This window comes from Nocardioides sp. GCM10023255 (genome assembly GCF_042653125.1).
GTDB lineage: Bacteria > Actinomycetota > Actinomycetes > Propionibacteriales > Nocardioidaceae > Nocardioides.
In genome coordinates, this window is the sequence record NZ_JBHSHU010000005.1 from 436979 (window position 1) to 456117 (window position 19139).

At 72.5% G+C, this 19139-nt stretch carries 18 protein-coding genes, 1 tRNA gene and 1 pseudogene; 6 read left to right on the forward strand and 14 right to left on the reverse strand.

Annotated elements, in window-relative coordinates; translation table 11 throughout:
* Positions 1–28: 28 nt before the first annotated feature.
* The 3 genes from ACFO9I_RS11170 to ACFO9I_RS11180 form a co-directional block, all read right to left on the reverse strand.
* Positions 29–1156 carry a glycoside hydrolase family 6 protein gene (locus ACFO9I_RS11170; protein WP_379180760.1) on the reverse strand — a complete coding sequence of 376 codons (1128 nt, stop codon included), beginning with the start codon at positions 1154–1156 and terminating at the stop codon, positions 29–31.
* Positions 1157–1289: 133 nt separating this feature from the next.
* Positions 1290–1910, reverse strand: coding sequence for a response regulator (locus ACFO9I_RS11175; protein WP_379180762.1), 621 nt, complete (start codon positions 1908–1910; stop codon positions 1290–1292).
* Positions 1907–3082: a sensor histidine kinase gene (locus ACFO9I_RS11180; RefSeq protein ID WP_379180764.1), complete on the reverse strand. Its 1176-nt coding sequence runs from the start codon at positions 3080–3082 to the stop codon at positions 1907–1909. Before ACFO9I_RS11180 ends, ACFO9I_RS11175 begins: the two co-directional genes overlap by 4 nt.
* A gap of 106 nt (positions 3083–3188) precedes the next feature.
* Between ACFO9I_RS11180 and ACFO9I_RS11185 the strand changes: the two genes are divergently transcribed.
* Entirely contained in the window at positions 3189–4322 is a 1134-nt protein-coding gene (locus ACFO9I_RS11185; RefSeq protein WP_379180766.1) for an ABC transporter permease, read from the forward strand.
* Complete coding sequence (locus ACFO9I_RS11190; RefSeq protein WP_379180768.1) at positions 4319–5122, forward strand: ABC transporter ATP-binding protein; 804 nt, start codon at positions 4319–4321, stop codon at positions 5120–5122. The genes ACFO9I_RS11185 and ACFO9I_RS11190 overlap by 4 nt, the downstream gene beginning before the upstream one ends.
* A 17-nt stretch (positions 5123–5139) precedes the next feature.
* Here ACFO9I_RS11190 and ACFO9I_RS11195 read toward each other — a convergent pair.
* The 8 genes and pseudogenes from ACFO9I_RS11195 to ACFO9I_RS11230 form a co-directional block, all read right to left on the reverse strand.
* Positions 5140–5235, reverse strand: a pseudogene (locus ACFO9I_RS11195) (three-helix bundle dimerization domain-containing protein); the annotation flags it as partial.
* Positions 5236–5402: 167 nt separating this feature from the next.
* On the reverse strand, positions 5403–7685 hold the full coding sequence (katG, locus tag ACFO9I_RS11200; protein WP_379180770.1) for a catalase/peroxidase HPI: 2283 nt from the start codon (positions 7683–7685) through the stop codon (positions 5403–5405).
* An 18-nt stretch (positions 7686–7703) separates the two neighbouring features.
* On the reverse strand, positions 7704–8138 hold the full coding sequence (locus ACFO9I_RS11205; RefSeq protein WP_379180772.1) for a Fur family transcriptional regulator: 435 nt from the start codon (positions 8136–8138) through the stop codon (positions 7704–7706).
* Between the two features lie 82 nt (positions 8139–8220).
* Positions 8221–11067, reverse strand: coding sequence for an AfsR/SARP family transcriptional regulator (locus ACFO9I_RS11210; protein WP_379180774.1), 2847 nt, complete (start codon positions 11065–11067; stop codon positions 8221–8223).
* Between the two features lie 50 nt (positions 11068–11117).
* A complete protein-coding gene (locus ACFO9I_RS11215; RefSeq protein ID WP_379180776.1) occupies positions 11118–11756 on the reverse strand; it encodes a GNAT family N-acetyltransferase in 639 nt (212 codons plus the stop codon).
* Between the two features lie 11 nt (positions 11757–11767).
* Positions 11768–12100 carry an AzlD domain-containing protein gene (locus ACFO9I_RS11220; protein ID WP_379180778.1) on the reverse strand — a complete coding sequence of 111 codons (333 nt, stop codon included), beginning with the start codon at positions 12098–12100 and terminating at the stop codon, positions 11768–11770.
* Complete coding sequence (locus ACFO9I_RS11225; RefSeq protein WP_379180780.1) at positions 12097–12882, reverse strand: AzlC family ABC transporter permease; 786 nt, start codon at positions 12880–12882, stop codon at positions 12097–12099. Before ACFO9I_RS11225 ends, ACFO9I_RS11220 begins: the two co-directional genes overlap by 4 nt.
* Positions 12883–13127: 245 nt before the next feature.
* The gene (locus ACFO9I_RS11230) at positions 13128–13706 is read right to left on the reverse strand and encodes a DUF1349 domain-containing protein (RefSeq protein ID WP_379180782.1); all 579 of its coding nucleotides are present in this window, start codon (positions 13704–13706) and stop codon (positions 13128–13130) included.
* Positions 13707–13844: 138 nt separating this feature from the next.
* On the opposite strand from ACFO9I_RS11230, the gene ACFO9I_RS11235 reads away from it, so the two are divergent.
* Both ACFO9I_RS11235 and ACFO9I_RS11240 read left to right on the forward strand, forming a co-directional pair.
* Complete coding sequence (locus tag ACFO9I_RS11235; protein ID WP_379180784.1) at positions 13845–13973, forward strand: hypothetical protein; 129 nt, start codon at positions 13845–13847, stop codon at positions 13971–13973.
* Between the two features lie 476 nt (positions 13974–14449).
* Positions 14450–15292 carry a hypothetical protein gene (locus tag ACFO9I_RS11240; RefSeq protein WP_379180786.1) on the forward strand — a complete coding sequence of 281 codons (843 nt, stop codon included), beginning with the start codon at positions 14450–14452 and terminating at the stop codon, positions 15290–15292.
* Positions 15293–15367: 75 nt separating this feature from the next.
* On the opposite strand, the gene ACFO9I_RS11245 is transcribed toward ACFO9I_RS11240, so the two are convergent.
* Positions 15368–15453: transfer RNA gene (locus ACFO9I_RS11245), tRNA-Leu, on the reverse strand.
* Positions 15454–15532: 79 nt separating this feature from the next.
* Between ACFO9I_RS11245 and ACFO9I_RS11250 the strand changes: the two genes are divergently transcribed.
* The gene (locus ACFO9I_RS11250; RefSeq protein WP_379180788.1) at positions 15533–16894 is read left to right on the forward strand and encodes a M20/M25/M40 family metallo-hydrolase; all 1362 of its coding nucleotides are present in this window, start codon (positions 15533–15535) and stop codon (positions 16892–16894) included.
* A 92-nt stretch (positions 16895–16986) separates the two neighbouring features.
* Here ACFO9I_RS11250 and ACFO9I_RS11255 read toward each other — a convergent pair whose 3' ends face one another.
* Together ACFO9I_RS11255 and ACFO9I_RS11260 are read right to left on the reverse strand one after the other, a co-directional pair.
* Positions 16987–17208 (reverse strand): DUF5703 family protein, encoded by a 222-nt coding sequence (locus tag ACFO9I_RS11255; protein WP_379180790.1) that lies wholly within the window; start codon positions 17206–17208, stop codon positions 16987–16989.
* Between the two features lies 1 nt (position 17209).
* Entirely contained in the window at positions 17210–18157 is a 948-nt protein-coding gene (locus tag ACFO9I_RS11260) for an aldo/keto reductase (RefSeq protein WP_379180792.1), read from the reverse strand.
* A 142-nt stretch (positions 18158–18299) separates the two neighbouring features.
* Here ACFO9I_RS11260 and ACFO9I_RS11265 point away from each other — a divergent pair, with 142 nt between their 5' ends.
* Complete coding sequence (locus tag ACFO9I_RS11265; protein ID WP_379180794.1) at positions 18300–19127, forward strand: undecaprenyl-diphosphate phosphatase; 828 nt, start codon at positions 18300–18302, stop codon at positions 19125–19127.
* The last annotated feature ends 12 nt before the right edge of the window (positions 19128–19139 follow it).

Here is a 19139-nt window from a genome sequence, read left to right on the forward strand (position 1 = left end):
GGGTCGCCGAACGGCTCGTGCGGCGCCGTCAGTACGGCGTCGTACGAGCCATCGCCAGCGCGCGCTCCATCGAGAAGGGGTCCGTCTGCATGTACAGCCAGGGCCGGCCGAACCAGAGGTAGCCGTCGACGTGCGCCCGGGCCTGCTCGCGCCGCTGCGCCGAGAGTCCCCAGCGACGGTCGGCGACCCGGGTCGTGGGCGGGATCCCGAGCGTCACGCACCGGCGCTCCTCGGCGGTCGTGCACACCTTGGCGTTGTTCGGGTGGGAGCCGCGGTAGTCCGAGAACTCGAACGGGCGGCCGTTCTCGGCGGTGTCGACGACGAAGTGCTTGCCCGGCAGGCCGCGGCGCGCCAGCTCGGCGACCACCCGACTGCCGTAGGCGATGTTGTCCGCGGTCGAGGTGTAGTGGGTGGCATTGAGCGCGAAGCCGCGCACGTGCTCGACGCCGGCCCGCTGCAGGATCGTCGCGGCGAGGTCCGGCCGACCCGCCGGCCAGTCCGAGGCACCGGCGTCGATGTACGTCGCGGTGTGCGCGAGGCCCCCGAAGCGGGCGGCGGCGTACGCGATGAGGCGCGACGGCAGCAGCGACCCGTGCGGTGCCTCCAGGGCCAGGGGACCGTCCGGCTGCAGGACGATCGCAGCCCGGGTGTCGTCGCCGACGGCGGCGGCGAAGGCGTCGATCCAGGCCTTGTAGGTGCGCCGCTCGCGACGCGTGGGGAGCCGGTCGTCGACCTCGGCCTCCCACGGCACCATCCGGAAGACGGTCATCTGCACGAGGACGTCCGGGTCGCCCCGGGTGGCGTTGTCGATGTAGGTGCGGACCTTCGACCCGATCTGCGCCGGGCTCCCCGACCAGGTGCCGAACCACTTGGACTTCGGCCGCAGCGCGATCTTGCCGAGCAGCTCCTTGCGACGTCCGGTGGCGTTGACCCAGGGCTGCCACGACTGCTCCTGCGGCCCGAGGTAGACACCCCAGGGGTGGCCGGCCAGCGGGTTGGTGGCTGCCTCGGTCCGCGGAGCCGGATCACCCGGAGGGTGGCCGCCGGCAGCAGGGCCGTCCAGCACCAGCAGCAGCGAGACCAGGCCGAGCAGGCAGGCGAGCGACCGGCGGGTGGGGGTGCGGAGTGGGCGTGGCGGGGCTGCGCAGCGGGGCATCGGCGGTCCTGGTCCGGGGGAGTCGTCGCACCGAGTATCGGCCGCTCGACCGCCGAACGTGAGCCGATCCGGGCAACCGCACCGGGCGCGGGCATCGCCCCTCGTCGCCGATGAGCTCCGGCCAGGGGTGGGTTCAGCGGAGCACACCCATCGAGCGGGCCGTCGAGACCGCGGCGGTGCGTGAGCTCACCCCGAGCTTCGAGTACACATGGACCAGGTGCGACTTGACGGTGGCGTCCGTGATGTGGAGCCGCGCGGCGATCTGGGCGTTGGATGCCCCTGAGTCCACCAGCCGAAGGACCTCCATCTCGCGGGCCGACAGGCTGACCTGGGGGGCTCGCATCCGCTCGAGCAGTCGGCCGGCGATGGTGGGCGCGAGTGCGCTCTCCCCGGCGGCGGCGGCCCGGATGGCCGCGATGAGCTCGTGCGGCGGGGAGTCCTTGAGGAGGTAGCCGCTGGCGCCGGCCTCGATCGCGCCGAGGATGTCCACGTCGGTGTCGTAGTTGGTCAGGACGAGCACGTAGGGGGCTGCCTCCATCGCCCGGATGCGGCGCGTCGCGTCTGCCCCGGTGCTCCCGTCGGCGAACTGGAGGTCCATGAGGACGAGCTCAGGCGAGAGGTGCTCGGCGAGCTCGACCGCCGCACCGGGCGTCGCGGCCTCGCCGACCACGTCGAGGTCGGGCTCCGGGTCGAGGAGTGCGCGGAGGCCGGCACGGACCACGGGGTGGTCGTCGGCGATGAGGATGCGGATCACAGGGGGCCCCGCACGACGGTGACGACCAGGGTGGTGCCGTGCCCGGGGCGGGTGACGACGTCGAGAGTGCCGCCGAGCTGCTCGACACGCTCCTCGATGGCTCGAAGACCGAACGAGTCGGACGACGAACGGGCCCGGACCACCGCCGGATCGAAGCCGATTCCGTCATCGGCGACCACGAGGCGCACGAGTGGCCGGTCGTCGGTGAGCGTGATCCGGACATGGCTCGCCTGCGCGTGCTGGACGACGTTCGCGAGCGCGCCCTGCGCGCTCCGCAGCAGCGCGGTCTGGACGGGCATCGGCAGGTCGAGAGACGCGGGCGCCTCGAACTCGACGACGAGGCCGCTGACCGACCGGTGGGTCTCGGCGAGTCGTCCGAGAGCGGTCCCGAGGCCTTGGTCGAGTGCTGGTGGGCTCAGCTCACGGATGAAGCGGCGCGTCTCGGCCAATCCTTCAGCCGCAGTCTGTCGAGCGAGCCGGAGGTGCTCGACGCCGGGACGGTCGGCGTCGGCGCGTTCGGTGGCGTGGAGGAGCAGCTGGATGCTGGAGAGTCCCTGGGCGACGGTGTCGTGGATCTCGCGCGCGAGGCGGGCGCGTTCGGCGAGCACGCCCTGCTCCCGCTCGGTGGCGGCGAGCTGGTCGCGCGTGGCCACGAGCTCGACCAGCAGGGCCTCACGTTCGGTGGCCTCGCGGGCGAGTGCCCGGTAGCCCAGACCGATGAGGAGTGCCACGCCGGCGCCGACGACGGGTCCCACCACTCCGCCGACCGTGAAGCCGGTGTGGAACCCGAGCGCCACGATCGCCACCAGGGTCGCGACCACGACCGCCCCCGGACCCACCTTCGGTGGCAGCACGTGGAGGTAGAGGAAGAACAGCGGGAAGACGAGGTACGCGGCTTCGGGGGTCAGCGCCAGCAGCGCGACCCACACCAGCGTGAGCGCCAGCAACCAGGATGCGCCGAACGTCTCCCGTCTTGCCTCGTCGACCTTCGCGATCCGCGATCCGAGGAGGTAGACGCCGGCGAAGGCGGCGGCCGCGACGAGAGCCGCCCACGCCGACGACCTGTCGCCCACGACGATCTGCACGGTGACGAGGACGAGGAGGGCGGCGACGAGGACGTGCAGGCCGGTGCGCAGCCCGACGAAGACGGGCGTGAGGGCGTTGTGCGACATGGCATCCCCAGCGTACGGAGCGTCCGGGCCTGGTGGATCAACCGAAAGTTCGATCGCAGGACCCATCCGTTCGGCGATGGCAGCGCCGCGCGCGGGAAGCAGTCTGGTGGAGACGTCGTGGATGGACCGCGACAAGGAAGGAATCCACGTGTTCGTCGCTTGGCGAGACCTCCGCTTCGCCCGCGGGCGCTTCGTGCTCATCGGGTCGGTCGTCGCACTCATCACGCTCCTCGTGGGCTTCCTGGCCGGTCTCACCGGCGGGCTGGCCTCACAGAACGTCTCGGCCGTGCTCCAGCTGCCCGGTGACCGGCTCGTGCTCCGCCAGCCCGCGACCGGCGCGCCGAGCTTCGCCGACTCGGCCGTCAGCTCGAAGACCGTCGAGGCCTGGGAGCGCGCCGACGGGGTCGACGCCGTCGTTCCTATCGGGATCGTGCAGGGTCGCGCCACGGGCAGCAGTGAACCCACCGCCGTCACCCTGCTCGGCATCCCCCATGGCATTGTCGACGGTGCGGGGGGTCCCTCCGGGATCACCGACCTCGCTCCATCCCGCGACGACGAGATAGGACTGTCCTCCGGCGCCGCGGACCGGCTCGGCGTCGGCCGGGGCGACCAAGTGACGATCGCGGCCACCACCTACGAGGTCACCATCGTCGGCACCGACCTGTGGTTCAGCCACAGTCCCGTCGTCGTGCTGAGCCCCGCCGCCTGGGCAGTCGCGGACCGGAGCCTCGGCGGCACCGGCGCGGTCACCGTGCTCGCCGTCAGTGGGGACCCCGACTGGGGCCGTCTCGCCGGCACCACACACACCACCGCGTCCACACGGCTGGCGAGCCTGACCGCCCTGGAGACCTTCAAGTCCGAGGTCGGGTCGCTCGGCCTCATGATCGCGATGCTCTTCGGCGTGTCGGCCTTGGTCGTCGGGGCGTTCTTCACCGTCTGGACCATGCAGCGCGCCGGTGACGTCGCCGTCCTGAAGGCTCTCGGCGCCAGCACCGGCTCGCTCGTGCGCGACGCACTCGGACAGGCGCTCGTCGTGCTGGTCGCCGGTATCGGCGCCGGTCTGCTCGCCGTCGTTGCGCTCGGCAGGCTCGCGGCCGACGCGCTTCCCTTCCTGCTCAGCCCGCTCACCACCGTTGCCCCCGGGATCGCGATGATCGCGCTCGGGCTCGCCGGCGCCGCCGTCGCGTTGCGGACGGTCACGTCCTCCGACCCCCTCGCCGCCCTCGGGAGCAACCGATGATCGCGCTCGAGGACGTAACCCTCACCTTCGCCGACGGAGCCACCCGCCTCACCGCGGTCGACCGCGTCTCCCTGACCGGCCGGCCCAGGGTCGTCACCGGGATCACCGGCCCCTCGGGCTCGGGGAAGTCGAGCATCCTGGCGCTCGCCGCGACCCTCATCCGCCCTGACTCCGGATCGGTCCGGATCGGGGACACCGACGCTGCCCTGCTCTCGCGCGACGACGCGACCGCACTGCGTCGCGAACGCATCGGCATCGTCTTCCAGCAGTCCAACCTGCTCCCGTCCCTGACCGCGCGGGAGCAGCTCGAGGTCATGGCCGAGCTCGGCGGTCACGACAGGCGCGGACGACGCCGCACCGTCCGTGCCCGCGTCGACGAGCTCCTCGACGCCGTCGGGTTGTCCGGGCAGGCCGGCAAGCGACCCGCACAGCTCTCCGGCGGCCAACGGCAGCGTGTCGCGATCGCCCGCGCTCTCGTCCACGGTCCCGAGGCGCTCCTCATCGACGAGCCCACCAGCGCACTGGACCGCGAGCGCGGCGCCGCGATCATGCGCCTCATCGCGCGCCTCACCCACGAGCGCGGTACTGCCACGCTGCTCGTCACCCACGATCTCGTGCACCGGGACGCACTCGACGAGCTCGTCACCGTCGTCGACGGTCGCATCACCGATGCCGTGGTTCACCGCGACGCGAGGGACACCCCGACTGGGTCCGCCGGGTCGAGCACGTCAGGACCCGCCCGGTCGACGACGGCGGACAGCTCGGCCCTCGCCTCGCGGGCCACGAGGATCGGCAGGTAGGCCCGCACCCGGGCGCCGTCGAGATCAGCGTGGACGCGGTCGACGCACTCCCGGACCCGGCTGTCGGGAAGGTCGGGGAACGCCCGGCAGAGGGACTCCACCACCTGGTCCATCGCCTGTCGCTCGTCCGCGTGCACACGACGATCGTCCCCGCGCCGGGTCGTCCGCGACTCATCCGGGGCGAGTGAGATCGGGTGCGCCGCGCGTGCCCGTGCCGGGCTGGAGACGCGAAGGAGGGCCCCACCCGGTGGTGGGGCCCTCCTCACGGATCAGCTCGCGATCAGGCCAGGTCGAACCGGTCGAGCTCCATGACCTTCGTCCACGCGGCCACGAAGTCGTGCACGAACTTCTCCGTGGCGTCGTCGCTGGCGTACACCTCGGCGAGCGCGCGGAGCTGCGAGTTCGAGCCGAACACCAGGTCGACGGCCGTGGCGGTCCACCGCACGTCGCCGCTGGCCAGGTCCCGGATCTCGTAGACGTTCTCCTGTGACTCCGACGTCTTCCACTGCGTGCCGGGGGCCAGCAGGTTGGCGAAGAAGTCGTTGCTCAGGACGCCCGGACGGTCGGTGAGGACGCCGTGCTGCGCGCCGCCCACGTTGCCGCCGAGTGCCCGCATGCCGCCGACCAGGACGGTCATCTCCGGAGCGGTGAGGCCGAGCATGTAGGCACGCTCCACCAGCAGCGTCTCCGGCTGCAGCTTCTCGCCGGTCCGCAGGTAGTTGCGGAAGCCGTCCGCACGCGGCTCGAGCACCGCGAACGAGTCGACGTCGGTCTGCTCCTGGGTGGCGTCGGTGCGACCGGGGTGGAACGGCACCGTCACGTCGACGCCGGCGTCCCTGGCCGCCTTCTCGACCGCCGCGGAGCCGGCGAGGACGATGAGGTCGGCGAGCGAGATCCTCGCGCCGCCCGACGCGTTGAACTCGGACCGGATGTCCTCCAGCTTCGCGAGGACGGTGGCGAGCTGCTCGGGCTGGTTCACCTCCCAGCTGCGCTGCGGCTCGAGCCGGATGCGCGCGCCGTTGGCGCCGCCGCGCTTGTCGGTGGACCGGAAGCTGGCGGCCGAGGCCCACGCGGTGGCGACGAGCTGGTCGACGGTCAGCCCGGAGTCGAGCACCTTCGCCTTGAGGGCAGCGACATCGGCGTCCCCGACCAGCTCGTGGTCGACGGCCGGCACGGGGTCCTGCCACAGCTGGGGCTCCGGCACCCACGGCCCGAGGAAGCGGCTGACCGGTCCCATGTCGCGGTGCAGCAGCTTGTACCAGGCCTTGGCATAGGCCAGCGCGAACTCGTCGGGGTTCTCGAGGAAGCGGCGCGAGATCTTCTCGTACGTCGGGTCGAACCGCAGCGAGAGGTCGGTCGTCAGCATGGTCGGCACGTGCTTCTTGGCCGGGTCGTAGGCGTCGGGGATGATCGGCTCTGCGTCCTTGGCGACCCACTGCTTCGCGCCGCCCGGGCTGGTGGTCAGCTCCCACTCGTACCCGAACAGGATCTCGAAGTAGCGGTTGCTCCACTCGGTGGGGCGGTCGGTCCAGGTGACCTCCAGGCCGCTGGTGATCGTGTCGGCCCCCTTGCCGGAGCCGTGGGTGCTCAGCCAGCCGAGCCCCTGGGCCTCCAGCGGAGCCCCCTCCGGCTCCGGGCCGACGTGGTCGTCGGCGACACCGGCGCCGTGGGTCTTGCCGAAGGTGTGACCACCGGCGATGAGGGCGACGGTCTCCTCGTCGTTCATCGCCATCCGGGCGAAGGTCTCCCGGATGAAGTGCGCGGCCGCGCGCGGGTCGCCGCTGCCGCGGGGTCCCTCGGGGTTGACGTAGATGAGGCCCATCTCGGTCGCGCCGACCTCGGGCGCCATCTCGGCGTCGCTGACGTACCGCTCGTCGCCCAGCCAGTCGTCCTCGGGGCCCCAGATGATCTCCTCGGGCTCCCAGACGTCCTCACGACCGAACCCGAACCCGAAGGTCTCGAAGCCCATGGACTCCATGGCCACGTTGCCGGCCAGGACCAGCAGGTCGGCCCACGAGATCTTCTGGCCGTACTTCTGCTTGACCGGCCACAGCAGACGGCGGGCCTTGTCGAGGTTGGCGTTGTCCGGCCAGCTGTTGAGCGGGGCGAAGCGCTGGCTGCCGTCACCGGCACCGCCGCGCCCGTCGTGGATCCGGTAGGTGCCGGCGGCGTGCCAGCTCAGCCGGATCATCAGGCCGCCGTAGTGGCCGAAGTCGGCGGGCCACCAGTCCTGCGAGGTGGTGAGGACCTCGACGAGGTCCCGCTTGAGCGCCTCGACGTCGAGCTTCGCGAACTCCGCGGCGTAGCTGAAGTCGGCACCCAGCGGGTTGCCCTTCGGCGAGTGTGCGTGCAGCACCGACAGGTCGAGCTGGTTGGGCCACCAGTCCTTGTTGGTCCGCGGGCGGCCGCCCGTCCTCGGCGTCGGCGAGTCGATCGCCGGGTTCTCGCTCTCGCTCCCGTGCGAGGTCGCCGAGTCGTGGGCGACGGGACACCCGCCGGACTCCGTGCGATCCACGCCCTGGGCGCTCGCGTGCGGAGCGTTGGGGTCCTGGCTGTCAGTCATGTGCTTCCTTCCGGACGATCACTGAGGGGATGGAACTGCCGAACAGGTGGGGCACAGGCCCCAGTAGGTGACCTCGGCCTCGTCGATGACGAAGCTGTGGTCCTCCACCGCGTCGAGGCAGGGGGCGGCGCCCACCGCGCAGTCGACGTCGGCGATGACGCCGCACGACCGGCACACGACGTGGTGGTGGTTGTCGCCGACCCGGGCCTCGTAGCGGGCGACCGAGCCCGAGGGCTGGATGCGGCGCACCAGGCCGGCCGCGGTGAGGGCCCGGAGCACGTCGTACACGGCCTGGTGCGACACGTCTCCGAGCTCGGCGCGCACGGCGCCGATCAGGGAGTCTGTGTCCGCGTGCGGGTTGTCGTGCACCGCCGCGAGCACGGCCACCCGCGGGCGGGTGACGCGCAGGGCGGCGCCGCGAAGCATGTGCTCGCAGTCCGACGTGGTGGGCATGGCGGGAAGTATGGTGCGGTTTCTGGAATGGATCAAGATTGACGCGCCGCGGCGACGACGGTGCATGGTCGGTCCCTCCACGTCAGAGCCCGTGCGCGGCGAGGATCGCCGCGACATCGCTCCGGGCGCCGCGGGCGGTGGCGGCGGCGAACACCTCCGGGTCCAGCCGGGGCCGCACCATCTGGTCGCGAACGAGCATCAGGTGGAAGAAGCCTGCCGTGTCGTCCATCAGCCTGCCGGCCGCTGCCCCCACCAGCTCGGCCGCCTCCTCCCAGTCGTCACGACGGGCGGCCGCGCACGCGAGGGCGAGGACGCAGTCCGCGTCGGCCACCCGGCCCTCCGCCTCCGCCCGGGCGCGCGAGCGCCGCAGCTGGTCGACGTAGTCCTCGCCCTCCACGACGAGGGCGAGAGCGCTCCAGTACATCGTCAGCCAGTTCTCGCGCAGCCCGGTCGCGGCGAGGTCGCGCAGCTGCGCATCCATCAGCCGGCGCAGCAGGGGAGCGTCTCGCTCCACCAGGGCGAGCAGGCTGGCTGCCCAGTGGCAGAGGTAGCGGTCGTAGTCGCGCGCGCCCACGGTCTCCACGACGTCGTGGGCCTCGTCGGCCAGTCCCTCGCACGGCCCCTGCATGCGGAGGGTGACCAGGCGGTAGCCGCGTGCGAGCCGGGCGAGGCCGGGCTCGCCGATGTCGCGGGCCAGCCGGCCCGCCGCCTCCAGCCTCCGGGTCGCGCGGGCGGGGTCGTCGAGGTGGACCAGCGCCTCGTAGACGAGGACGACCACCGAGGCGCCCGGGTCATCGACCCGTTCGGCCAGCCGCGCCGCCCTGGTGGCCGCCGCGCGCATGGTGCGGGGATCACCCGCCCCCAGCGCGACGTCGGCCGACAGCAGCAGCGCCCACAGCCGGTCCCTGTCGGCGAGGTCGCTCGCGAGGAGCTCGCCGACCCATCGGCGGCCCTCGGCGTAGGAGACCGCGTTGCGCCAGAGCATGCTGATCCCGAGCGCGACGTCGACGGCGCCGCTGAGGTCACCGCGGTCCAGGCTCGCCTCGAACGCCAGGCGGACGTTGTCGAGGTCGTCGCGGCTGCGCGCTGCGAGGGAGGTGGAGAGCCAGGCCCCCGTCCGGGACGTCGCCGAGGCCCGGTCCACGACGTGCCGTCGGAGCAGCTCGACGACCTCGGCGTGCCGGCCGGACTCGGCAAGCCGCTGGGCGGCGAAGAGCCGGATCGTCTCGAGCAGCCGGTAGCGCCCGCTCGACCGCTCGTGCACCACGAGGCTCTTCGCGACCAGGTCGCCCACGACGTTCGTCACGACGGCCGTGTCAGGCGCACCACTGACAGCGACCACGGCGTCGAGGTCGAACGTCGAGGGAAACACGCCCAGCCGGTCGAAGACGTCGCGGTCCCGGCCGGAGAGCAGCCGGTAGCTCCAGTCGATCGTGGCCGAGAGCGCCGAGTGCCGCGCACCGGCCCGGGGCCGACCCCCCGCCAGCAGGGTCAGCCGGTCGTCGAGCCGGCGGACCAGGTCGTCGAGGCTCAGGTGCCGCAGCTGGGCGGCCGCGAGCTCGATGGCCAGCGGCAGCCCGTCCAGCCGCGCGCAGAGCAGGGCGACCCTCGGGTCGTCAACCTCCGCGACGTCCGCCCCGGCCGCGGCCGCCGCCCGGTCGACGAAGAGCTCCGCGGCGCCGGAGCCCAGCGAACCGAGACGGTGCACGGCCTCTCCGTCGACCCGCAGCGGTTCGCGGCTGGTGACCAGGACCCGCGCCGCGTCGCCGGCGTCGAGGATCGCGTCGACGAGGGCCGCGCTCTCGTCCAGCAGGTGCTCGCAGTTGTCGAGGACGAGCAGCACCGGCCTCCGTCCCAGTGTCGCCGCGAGCACCGGGGCGCGGACCGCTCCCTCGCCCTGCACGCCGACCGCCTCGGCGACGGCCCTGGTGACCTCGCCCGCCTCGCGGACCGGTGCGAGCTCCGCGAGGACGACCTCGGCCTCGGAGCCGTCCGCGGACTGCACGGCTCTCGCGTGGGCCAGGGCCAGCGTGGACTTGCCGACACCGCCCGGCCCGGTGATCGTGACGACCCGGTGCCGCGACAGCAGCCCAGCCAGGTCGTCCAGGTCCCTGCTCCGACCGATGAGGCGGTTCCGTGCAGCGGGCAGCACCGCACGCGCCGGCCGCGAGCCCCCCGCAGTGCCAGCCCCGGCCGGCATCGCCTCGGCCTCCGCACGCAGCTGACGTGCGGCCTCGGACGGCTCGACACCGAGCTCCCGCTCCAGGACCTGCGCCATCCGGTCGAGGGACTCGATCGCGTCGTGCCGCCGCCCCTGCCGAAGCAGGTCGCGGACCATCTCGATCTGGGCGTCCTCGTCGAGGGGGTCGTCGGCCACGAGCGCGTCGTACTGACCGGCCGCGCGCAGCACCTCCCGGTGCTGCAACCGGAGGCGCCCGCGAGGCTCTTCGGTCCAGGGCTCGTAGACGTCCTCGGGCAGCAGGGTGCCGGCGTACAGCGCGGCCGCCGCCGTGGCGTGCTGCGCGTCCTGGGCGCCGCGGGCGGCCCCCGCAGCCTGCTCGAAGGCCGTGACGTCGACCTCGACGTCGGCGTCCGGGAAGAGGGCGACGACTCCCTGTGCCACCACGATGCTGCGGGGCTCGCCGAGCGCGGCACGCGCGTAGTGGGCCGCCGTGTGCAGGCGCGTGGACCCGGTGTCGGCCGGCACGTCCGGCCACAGCGCGTCGATGACCTGGTCGCGGTGCAGGCGGTACGACGGTTGCAGCGCGAGCAGCTTGACCAGCCGGCTTGCCGACTGGCGTCGCCAGCTCGGGGCAGGCACGGGCCGGCCGTCGACGACGACCTCGAACCGACCCAGCAGCCGAACCCGGACCCGCATCACCCTCACCCGGCAGCCGGCGCGGGTGGGTCCCGCGACGGCTGCTCCCATCCGATCACCCGGGGCCGCCACAGCCAAGGCCCACAGGGCCCGCGGTGTGGCTACGCGTTCACGGCCTCGCACGGACCGTCCTGGTCGTCGACGGCTGCGACGCGGCAGGCCAGGGCCACCACGGAACGCCGGTCCACTCGCGGCGGGTCGAGCAGCCGCAGCGGCCCGTCTCCCTCCAGCAGGCCGTCGGCCAGTGCCAGGTGGACACCGAGCCGGGCGACCATCCGCCGGGACGGATGGTTCCCCGGCAGCACCGACGCGCGGACCCGGCGTACGCCGTGGGCTGCGGCGACGGTGGTCACCGCGTCCAGCAGCATCGAGCCGATCCCGACGCCGCGGACGGCGTCGGCGACCTCGAACGCGACCTCGGCGACCCCCGCGTCGTCCAGCAGGTAGCGGCCGATCCCGACCGGACGGCCGCCGAGGACGGCCACCCAGGCCACGTGGTGGTGGCCGTCGACGTCCGTGAGCGCGGTCGCCATCGCCGACGGAAGGCGGGTCATGGGCGTGAAGTAGCGCTGAGCCCTCGAGTCGAGCGACATCGCGTCGAAGACGTCCTCCAGCGGTCCGGTCTCGCCCCGGCGCAGCGGCCGAAGGCCGACAGTGCCGCCACCGGAGAGCCGGACGGGCACGTGCTGGTCGTCCGGCCACGACGGGTTGCGGCGGTGCAGGTGCCACGCGATGGCCATGTCGGCTCCTTTCAGGCCCGGGCGGCGAGGAGCGTCGCGAGGGTGAGGTACGCCCCGAGGCCGGCGGCCACAGCGACCAGCAGCGAGCGGCCGCGGTAGGCGATCCACAGCCCGAGGCCGACGGCGATGGTGGCGATGACGGGCGCGGTCACGGAGCCGCCGGCGAGGGAGTCGTCCCGGTGCTGGAGGACTGTGCGGACGGTCGTGGCGGCGAGCACCGCCATCCCCGCGCGGCCCGCGTGGACGCTGACCCGGTCCGGGATCCGGGCGGCGCCCAGCAGCGGGAGGACGCGCAGCAGCAGGCTGCCGCCGCCCACGAGGAACACCGCCAGTGCGACCGTCATGACGCCTCCGCCCCAAACAGCCTGCCGCGGGTCGCCGGGTCGGCGAGCAGGCCTCCGACGATGCCGGCTGCGGCGGCGGCGACGAGTGCCACACCCGTCGACAGTGGCGCCGTGACGACCGCGGAGAGTCCTGCCGCGGTCGAGGCGACCAGCGCTGGACGGTGCCGCAGCTGGGTGGCGACCGTGCAGCCGAGCACGAGCGCCGGCACCAGCGCGGCCGCCGGGGCACCGCCCAGGACGTCTCCGGTCAGCACGCCGACGGTGACCATGGCGGGCCAGGCGACGAAGAGGGTGAGTCCGGCTCCGAGGTAGAAGCCGCGCCGGCCGGTCTCGCGTGTCCGGGTGAGCGCCCACGGCGCATCGGTGAGCAGCACCCCGGCCAGCAGCCGCTGCGAGAGCGTGGCCGCCGCCCAGTCCGGCGCCATCGCCGTCGAGTACGCCGACAACCTGGTCTGGACGAGGAGACCGGCCACGACCGCCGCGACCCACCCCGAACCCTGGGCCAGCACGCTGAGCGTGACGAGGTGGGCGGCGCCGCCGTAGATCGTCCACGTGGAGAGCCAGGCCGCGACCGGGTTGTCGCTGGCCGCCACCGCCCCGCCCACGATCAGCGCGAACGGCGCGTACGCCACGAGGAGCGGGAGCATCGCCCGTGCCCCCGCCGCGCCGTCCCGGCCCAGCAGCCCGGCTGGTCGGGACACGGGAGCAGTCCTGCTGGAAGTGGAGCGCCGGACCTCGTGGTCGAGGGCCCGGACCACGTCCTCGGACACGTTGTCGTGCATCGCGGTCTCCAGGTCATTCGGGTGATGACCTCGAGGCTGCGACAGGGGGCTTCCCGCAACCTTCCCCGGGAGGAGCCCGGGGGTCGAGCCCGGGGAAGGTCGACGCCGCAGGCCGTGCAGGGACCGGCCTGTCCGGGACGTGCGCAGGGCCCCAGCGATCGGATGGGGCCCTTCGTCAAGGTGTTCGAGGGGGAGGCCCCACCCCGCCACACAGAAGCCGGTGCTCCCTGGCAGCGGAGCGCGCTTCAGTGGAGCGAGTCGTCCGCCGAAGCGAGCGTCAGGTCCCGGAAGCGGGCGACGTAGCCCGCCCGACCGGGGGCGCAGCAGTAGGGCCCGACCCGGATCGCGCGAGCGGTGGCGAAGGGGACGAGTCGCACCAGCCGCCACTCGCCGCCCTCAGGTCGCGCTCTGACGATGAGACTGTCCGGCCCCACGCTGATGCGGATGCGCACCCACGCGCCCACCCACTCGTCGACCGGACTGGTCGACCAGTCCGACCTGCCGTCGGTGAAGACGGTGCTGAGACCCAGGTGGCCGTCTGCCAGCTCCAGTCCGGCCTTGAGCCACCTGGACTCGTCCGCCCGGACCAGCAGGCCGGCTTGGTCGAACTGCTCGGACATGGTGGCGAGGACGTCGACCTCACAGGCCTGACCGGGACCGACGGGCTGGAGCAGGGCGTGGCCGGAGTCCCGGACGAAGCCGTAGCTGGTGTGCCGCCACAGATCGCTGCCCTCGACGGCCTCGACTTCCAGCTCATCGTTCACCACACGCCACTCCGGCTCGTTGAGCCACTCCGAACGAGGCGTGACGAATGGGGTGCTCATGCCACTGATTGTCCTCATGCACGCAGAGGCGGGACCGTCGTCGGCCTGCGGCGTGGTCCATTTGGGGCTGGCAGCCTGCTCCGATGGGGAGTACCAAGGAGGAAGCGGGTCCCCTCGCCCGCAGGAGGGAGGGACGAGGTGGCTGATCACGTACCGGGGAACGGCGACGAGTCCGCGATGGTCGCGTTCCTGTTCGCGCTGCTGCTGGATGCGGCGATCATCGGCCTGTTCCTGTTCATCACCTGGCTCGCGTACGCCACGGACTGACCGGCGCACGCTTCCGCACCTGGGCGAGCTCACCAGGCAAGTCCGCCGGTGTCACAGTCCGAGCGGCCGGCCAGGAGGCCTCCGTGCAGGTCGACGGCACCCTGAGCGTCGCGGCCGACGACTGGTCGACCAGCTGGTCGAGCGGGCGCGTGTGCCGATCGAGGCGTGGGAGCCGAGCGTGAAGGCCATCTGCGACCGGGCCCACGGGACCGGGTCGACGGTGAGCGCGCCGAGGGCATGAACGGCTGGGACCACGTCCACATCGGCCTCCTCCGTGCGCCTCGGACTGCGCCGGCCACACCCGTGCCCGGCGACACCTTCCGAGTCTCGCCGGTGCGTCGTCGCGTCGGCATCGCCCGATCGGGATGAGGCGCTCAGGGGGGTTGGTAGCAGTAGTCTGCGCACGTCCGGCAGCACCTGCGCTGGTCGTACCGGGGTAGAGGTCCGGTGTCGTCGGTCACCTCGAGGAGGCTGCCGTGGTGCTGTTCCTGGTCCCCACCGCGCTGCTCATGGTGGGCCTGCTGGTGCTCATGGAGGGATCGGCTGTCGTCGGTCTGCTCCTCGGGCAGAGGGAGCAAGAGCATCACGGCGGCCTCAGGGAGTCCTCGGGCGTGCTCCAGGGCGCCCTGCTGGGTTTCATGGGGCTTCTCCTGGCGTTCGGTCTGTCGCTGGCGCTCGGCCGCTACGAAGCGCGGCGGGCCGCCGTCGTGGATGACGCGAACACCATCGGAACCACGTACCTGCGCGCCCAGACCCTGTCGGAGCCCATGCGAAGTCGGTCCCTGCGTCTGCTGGTGAAGTACGCCGATGTCGAGCTTCGGCTCACCGACGAGGAACCGGGCGGCGACGCCGCCGACGCGATCATCGCCGAGGGCTCGGCACTGCAGCGACGGCTCTGGGCCTCGGCGGTACGGGCGGTTCGGGAGGAGCCGACGGCGAGCGCTCCCCGCCTGTACGAGGAGAGCCTGAACACGATGATCGACCAGCAGACGGTGCGCGTCACCGGACTCAGCAACCGGGTGCCGACCGAGGTGCTGCTGCTCGAGCTGATCGGCTCGGCGATCGCCATGTTCCTGGTGGGACTCCATGTGGGCCTGCTCGGTCGTGGCCTCACGCCCCTCCTCCTCGCCGCCGGTCTGGTTGCCTTCCTGCTCTTCGTCACGTTCGACCTGGATCGCCCCACGCGCGGTTTCATCGAGATCCCGGACACCCCCTTGACCGATCTCCGGGCGTCCATGGACGAGCCCCCGGTCGCGGGTGCGTCCCAGCGGGAGTCGGCCCACTCCGAGGCGTTGCCGGTCGCGTCGCACGCGCCGTAGCCGTTGAGCTCGTGCTCGAGCCCGGAACGTGTCCGGAAATGACGATGGGCCCCGGTGACCGGGGCCCATCCAATGTGTCCGAGGGGGGACTTGAACCCCCACGCCCTAATACGGGCACTAGCACCTCAAGCTAGCGCGTCTGCCAATTCCGCCACCCGGACGAGTGCGGTGGAACAGTAGCAAAGGCCGGGCCGAATCCTTCAATCGGGTGCCGTCACCCGCGGGTGTCAGGATGGGGCCATGGCTGCTCACACAGGGGACACCGAACAGGCAGGGCAGGACCGGGCCCACGACCCGGCGGGCGAGGTCGTCGAGCTGTGCCGCGACCTGATCCGCATCGACACCTCCAACTACGGGGACGAGGACGGGCCGGGGGAGCGCAAGGCTGCGGAGTACGTCGCCACCCTGCTCGACGAGGTGGGCATCGAGTCCCGCCTCTACGAGTCCCAGCCCGGCCGGACCTCGGTCGTGGCGCACTGGGGCGGTGGCTCGCTCGGCCCGGGTGCTGAGCCGCGACGGGACGCGCTGCTGCTGCACGGTCACCTCGACGTCGTACCGGCCGCCGCCGAGGACTGGCAGGTCGACCCGTTCTCCGGCGAGGTCCGCGACGGCTACGTGTGGGGACGTGGCGCGGTGGACATGAAGGACTTCGACGCGATGCTGCTCTCCGTGGTGCGCGCCCGCGCCCGCGCCGGGCGGGTCCCCGAACGGCCACTGGTGCTGTGCTTCACCGCCGACGAGGAGGCCGGCGGCCACAAGGGCGCCCAGGTGCTCGTCGAGGATCACCGCGAGGAGCTGGAGGCCTGCACCGAGGCCGTCGGCGAAGTGGGCGGCTTCAGCGCCACGGTCCGGGGCCGCCGGATGTACCTCATCGAGGCGGCCGAGAAGGGCATGGCGTGGATGAAGCTGACGGCCCGCGGTCGCGCCGGCCACGGCTCGATGATCAACCGCGACAACGCCGTGACCGAGCTCGCCTCCGCGGTGGCGCGGATCGGCGCCCACGAGTGGCCGGTGCGCCTGACCCCGACCATGAAGACGCTGCTGGCCGCCGTGGGCGAGCTCGCCGGGACCGAGGCCACGCCCGAGAACGCCGAGGCGCTCGTCGAGGAGTTCGGGGGAGCGGCCCGCATGCTCGGCGCGGTGCTGCGCAACACCACCAACCCGACCATGCTCGGGGCCGGCTACAAGGTCAACGTGATTCCCACCGAGGCGACCGCCCACGTCGACGGCCGCTTCCTGCCCGGCTTCGAGGACGAGTTCTTCGACACCCTCGCCGAGCTGTGCGGCGAGCACGTCAGCATCGACTACGTGTCCAACCAGCAGCCGTGGGAGACGGCGTACGACGGCGACCTCGTCGACGCGATGAGCCGCTCGCTGCTGGCCGAGGACCCGGACGCGATCGTGGCGCCGTACCTGATGAGCGGCGGCACCGACGCCAAGCACTTCAACAAGCTCGGGCTGCGGTCCTACGGGTTCGCGCCGCTGCGGCTGCCGGCCGACCTCGACTTCACGGCGCTCTTCCACGGCGTGGACGAGCGGGTGCCGGTCGACGCGCTGGAGTTCGGGGCCCGGGTGTTCGACCGGTTCCTCGACCAGGTCTAGCGACTCGGTCGGGTCACGGATTGGTCCCCAACCGCATCGAATCGGGCCCCGGACATGCGGTTGGGGACCAATCCGCACGTCCCTGAGCACCTTCAGGCGGTGCGGACCGCCCGGATGATCTTGCGCCGCAGCACCACCCGGCGGGTGCCGTCGGCCCCGATCCGGACCCGGTCCAGCTCCCAGCCGCCGTGCTCGGCCCGCTCGACCAGCAGCTTGGTCACCACGTTGCGCGGGAACTCGCGGGAGAACGTCACCTTGTCGAACTCCCACTCCACCCCGCGGGACGGGGGGCGACGGAGGACGTGGCCGCTCATGTCAGTCCCCGGACACGTCGTCGAGTGCCTCGACGATCTCCGGCGGCAGGGTGAGCTCCTCGACCCCCAGCGCGCCCTTGAGCTGGGTCGCGGTGCGGGCGCCGATGATCGGGGCCGTGACACCGGGGCGGTCACGCACCCAGGCGAGCGCGACCTCCAGCGCGGTCCAGCCGAGGCCGTCGGCGGCGCGGGAGACCGCCTCGACGATCTGGCCGGACCGGTCGCCGAGGTAGGGGTTCACGAAGTTCGCGAAGTGCGAGGACGCGGCGCGGGAGTCCGACGGCGTGCCGGTGCGGTACTTCCCGGTGAGCACGCCCCGACCGAGCGGTGACCACGGCAGCACCCCCAGGCCCAGTGCGGCGGCCGCCGGGACGACCTCCTGCTCGACGGCGCGGTTGAGCAGGGAGTACTCCACCTGGGTTGAGGCCAGCACGGCCCGCCCGGGCACCGCCCGTTGCCAGGTGGCCGCCTGCGCGGTCTGCCACCCGGTGTAGTTCGAGATGCCGACGTACGACGCGCGCCCGGACGTGACCGCGAGGTCGAGCGCCGACAGCGTCTCCTCCAGCGGGGTGTCGTCGGACCAGATGTGCACCTGCCACAGGTCGACGTGGTCGACACCCAGCCGGCGCAGCGAGGCGTCGAGGCTGGTCAGCAGGTGGCCCCGCGAGGTGTTGTACTGGCGACCGCCACGGCTGGCGCTGATGCCGGCCTTGGTCGCGATGACGACCTCGTCGCGCGGGACCACGTCGCCCACGAGGCTGCCGATCAGCTCCTCGGACGCGCCGCCGCCGTACCCGGCCGCGGTGTCCAGGAGCGTGCCGCCGGCCTCGACGAACGCGATCAGCTGGTCACGGGCCTCGTGCTCGTCGGTGTCACGCCCCCACGTCATGGTCCCGAGGGCGAGGCGGGAGACCCTCAGACCGGTGGCGCCGACGGACCGTTGCTGCATGGCGACAAATTAGCCGCCCCGCCCGCACGGGGTGCCTGCGGCTCGCCGGTCGGTACGGTGCGTACTCTGGTCGGCGGCCGCGTGGCCGACCCGTCTCCCCGTCCTCCTGCGCGCCCTCCGGGCCCCGATCCGAAAGCCAGGCATGAACTACCTCGACGCCGTGATCCTCGGCATCGTGGAGGGGCTCACCGAGTTCCTCCCCGTGTCCAGCACCGGCCACCTCACGATCGTCGAGAAGATGCTCGGCCTCGACGTCTCCGACCCGGCGGTCACCGGCTTCACGGCCGTGATCCAGATGGGCGCGATCGCCGCGGTGATCCTCTACTTCGCCAAGGACATCTGGAACATCATCCGCGCCTGGTGCCTGGGCCTGGTCAAGCCGGAGTACCGCGGCCAGCTGGACCACCGGATGGGCTGGTACGTCATCGTCGGCACCATCCCCGTCGGCATCGCCGGCCTGCTGCTCAAGGACCTCATCACCGGCGACCTGAGGTCGCTCTGGGTCGTCGCCGCCGGTCTCGTCGGGTGGAGCGCGGTGATGTGGTTCGCCGAGCGCTCGGCGACACAGCTGCGCGGCGAGCGTGAGCTGGGCATGAAGGACGCGATCGTGGTCGGCCTGGTGCAGGTCTTCTCGCTCGTGCCGGGCGTCTCGCGCTCCGGTGCCACCATCTCGGCCGGCCTGCTGCGCGGGTTGGACCGGGTCACCGCCACCCGGCTCAGCTTCTTCCTCTCCATCCCCGCGCTGCTCGCGGCCGGCCTGTTCGAGCTCAAGGACGCCCTCGGCGGCGACATCGGCATCGGCCAGACGCTGGTGGGCACGCTCGTGTCGTTCGTGGTGGCGTACGCCGCCATCGCCTGGCTGCTCCGGTTCGTCGCGCACCACTCGATCGCGTGGTTCGTGCCCTACCGCGTCGCGCTCGGCCTGCTGCTGCTGGCCCTGCTCGGCAGCGGCGCCATGTCGCCGACCTGAGCCGGCGCTGCC

Bases quoted from the DNA above. Each gene is read 5' to 3' on its own strand.
- ACFO9I_RS11215 (WP_379180776.1), bottom strand. From the start codon at position 11,756: ATGGCCATCGCGTGGCACCTGCACCGCCGCAACCCGTCGTGGCCGGAC.
- ACFO9I_RS11265 (WP_379180794.1), top strand. From the start codon at position 18,300: ATGAACTACCTCGACGCCGTGATCCTCGGCATCGTGGAGGGGCTCACC.
- ACFO9I_RS11190 (WP_379180768.1), top strand. From the start codon at position 4,319: ATGATCGCGCTCGAGGACGTAACCCTCACCTTCGCCGACGGAGCCACC.
- ACFO9I_RS11210 (WP_379180774.1), bottom strand. From the start codon at position 11,067: ATGGGAGCAGCCGTCGCGGGACCCACCCGCGCCGGCTGCCGGGTGAGG.
- ACFO9I_RS11225 (WP_379180780.1), bottom strand. From the start codon at position 12,882: ATGCACGACAACGTGTCCGAGGACGTGGTCCGGGCCCTCGACCACGAG.
- ACFO9I_RS11220 (WP_379180778.1), bottom strand. From the start codon at position 12,100: ATGACGGTCGCACTGGCGGTGTTCCTCGTGGGCGGCGGCAGCCTGCTG.
- ACFO9I_RS11260 (WP_379180792.1), bottom strand. From the start codon at position 18,157: ATGCAGCAACGGTCCGTCGGCGCCACCGGTCTGAGGGTCTCCCGCCTC.
- ACFO9I_RS11255 (WP_379180790.1), bottom strand. From the start codon at position 17,208: ATGAGCGGCCACGTCCTCCGTCGCCCCCCGTCCCGCGGGGTGGAGTGG.
- katG (WP_379180770.1), bottom strand. From the start codon at position 7,685: ATGACTGACAGCCAGGACCCCAACGCTCCGCACGCGAGCGCCCAGGGC.
- ACFO9I_RS11230 (WP_379180782.1), bottom strand. From the start codon at position 13,706: ATGAGCACCCCATTCGTCACGCCTCGTTCGGAGTGGCTCAACGAGCCG.
- ACFO9I_RS11250 (WP_379180788.1), top strand. From the start codon at position 15,533: ATGGCTGCTCACACAGGGGACACCGAACAGGCAGGGCAGGACCGGGCC.
- ACFO9I_RS11170 (WP_379180760.1), bottom strand. From the start codon at position 1,156: ATGCCCCGCTGCGCAGCCCCGCCACGCCCACTCCGCACCCCCACCCGC.
- ACFO9I_RS11180 (WP_379180764.1), bottom strand. From the start codon at position 3,082: ATGTCGCACAACGCCCTCACGCCCGTCTTCGTCGGGCTGCGCACCGGC.
- ACFO9I_RS11205 (WP_379180772.1), bottom strand. From the start codon at position 8,138: ATGCCCACCACGTCGGACTGCGAGCACATGCTTCGCGGCGCCGCCCTG.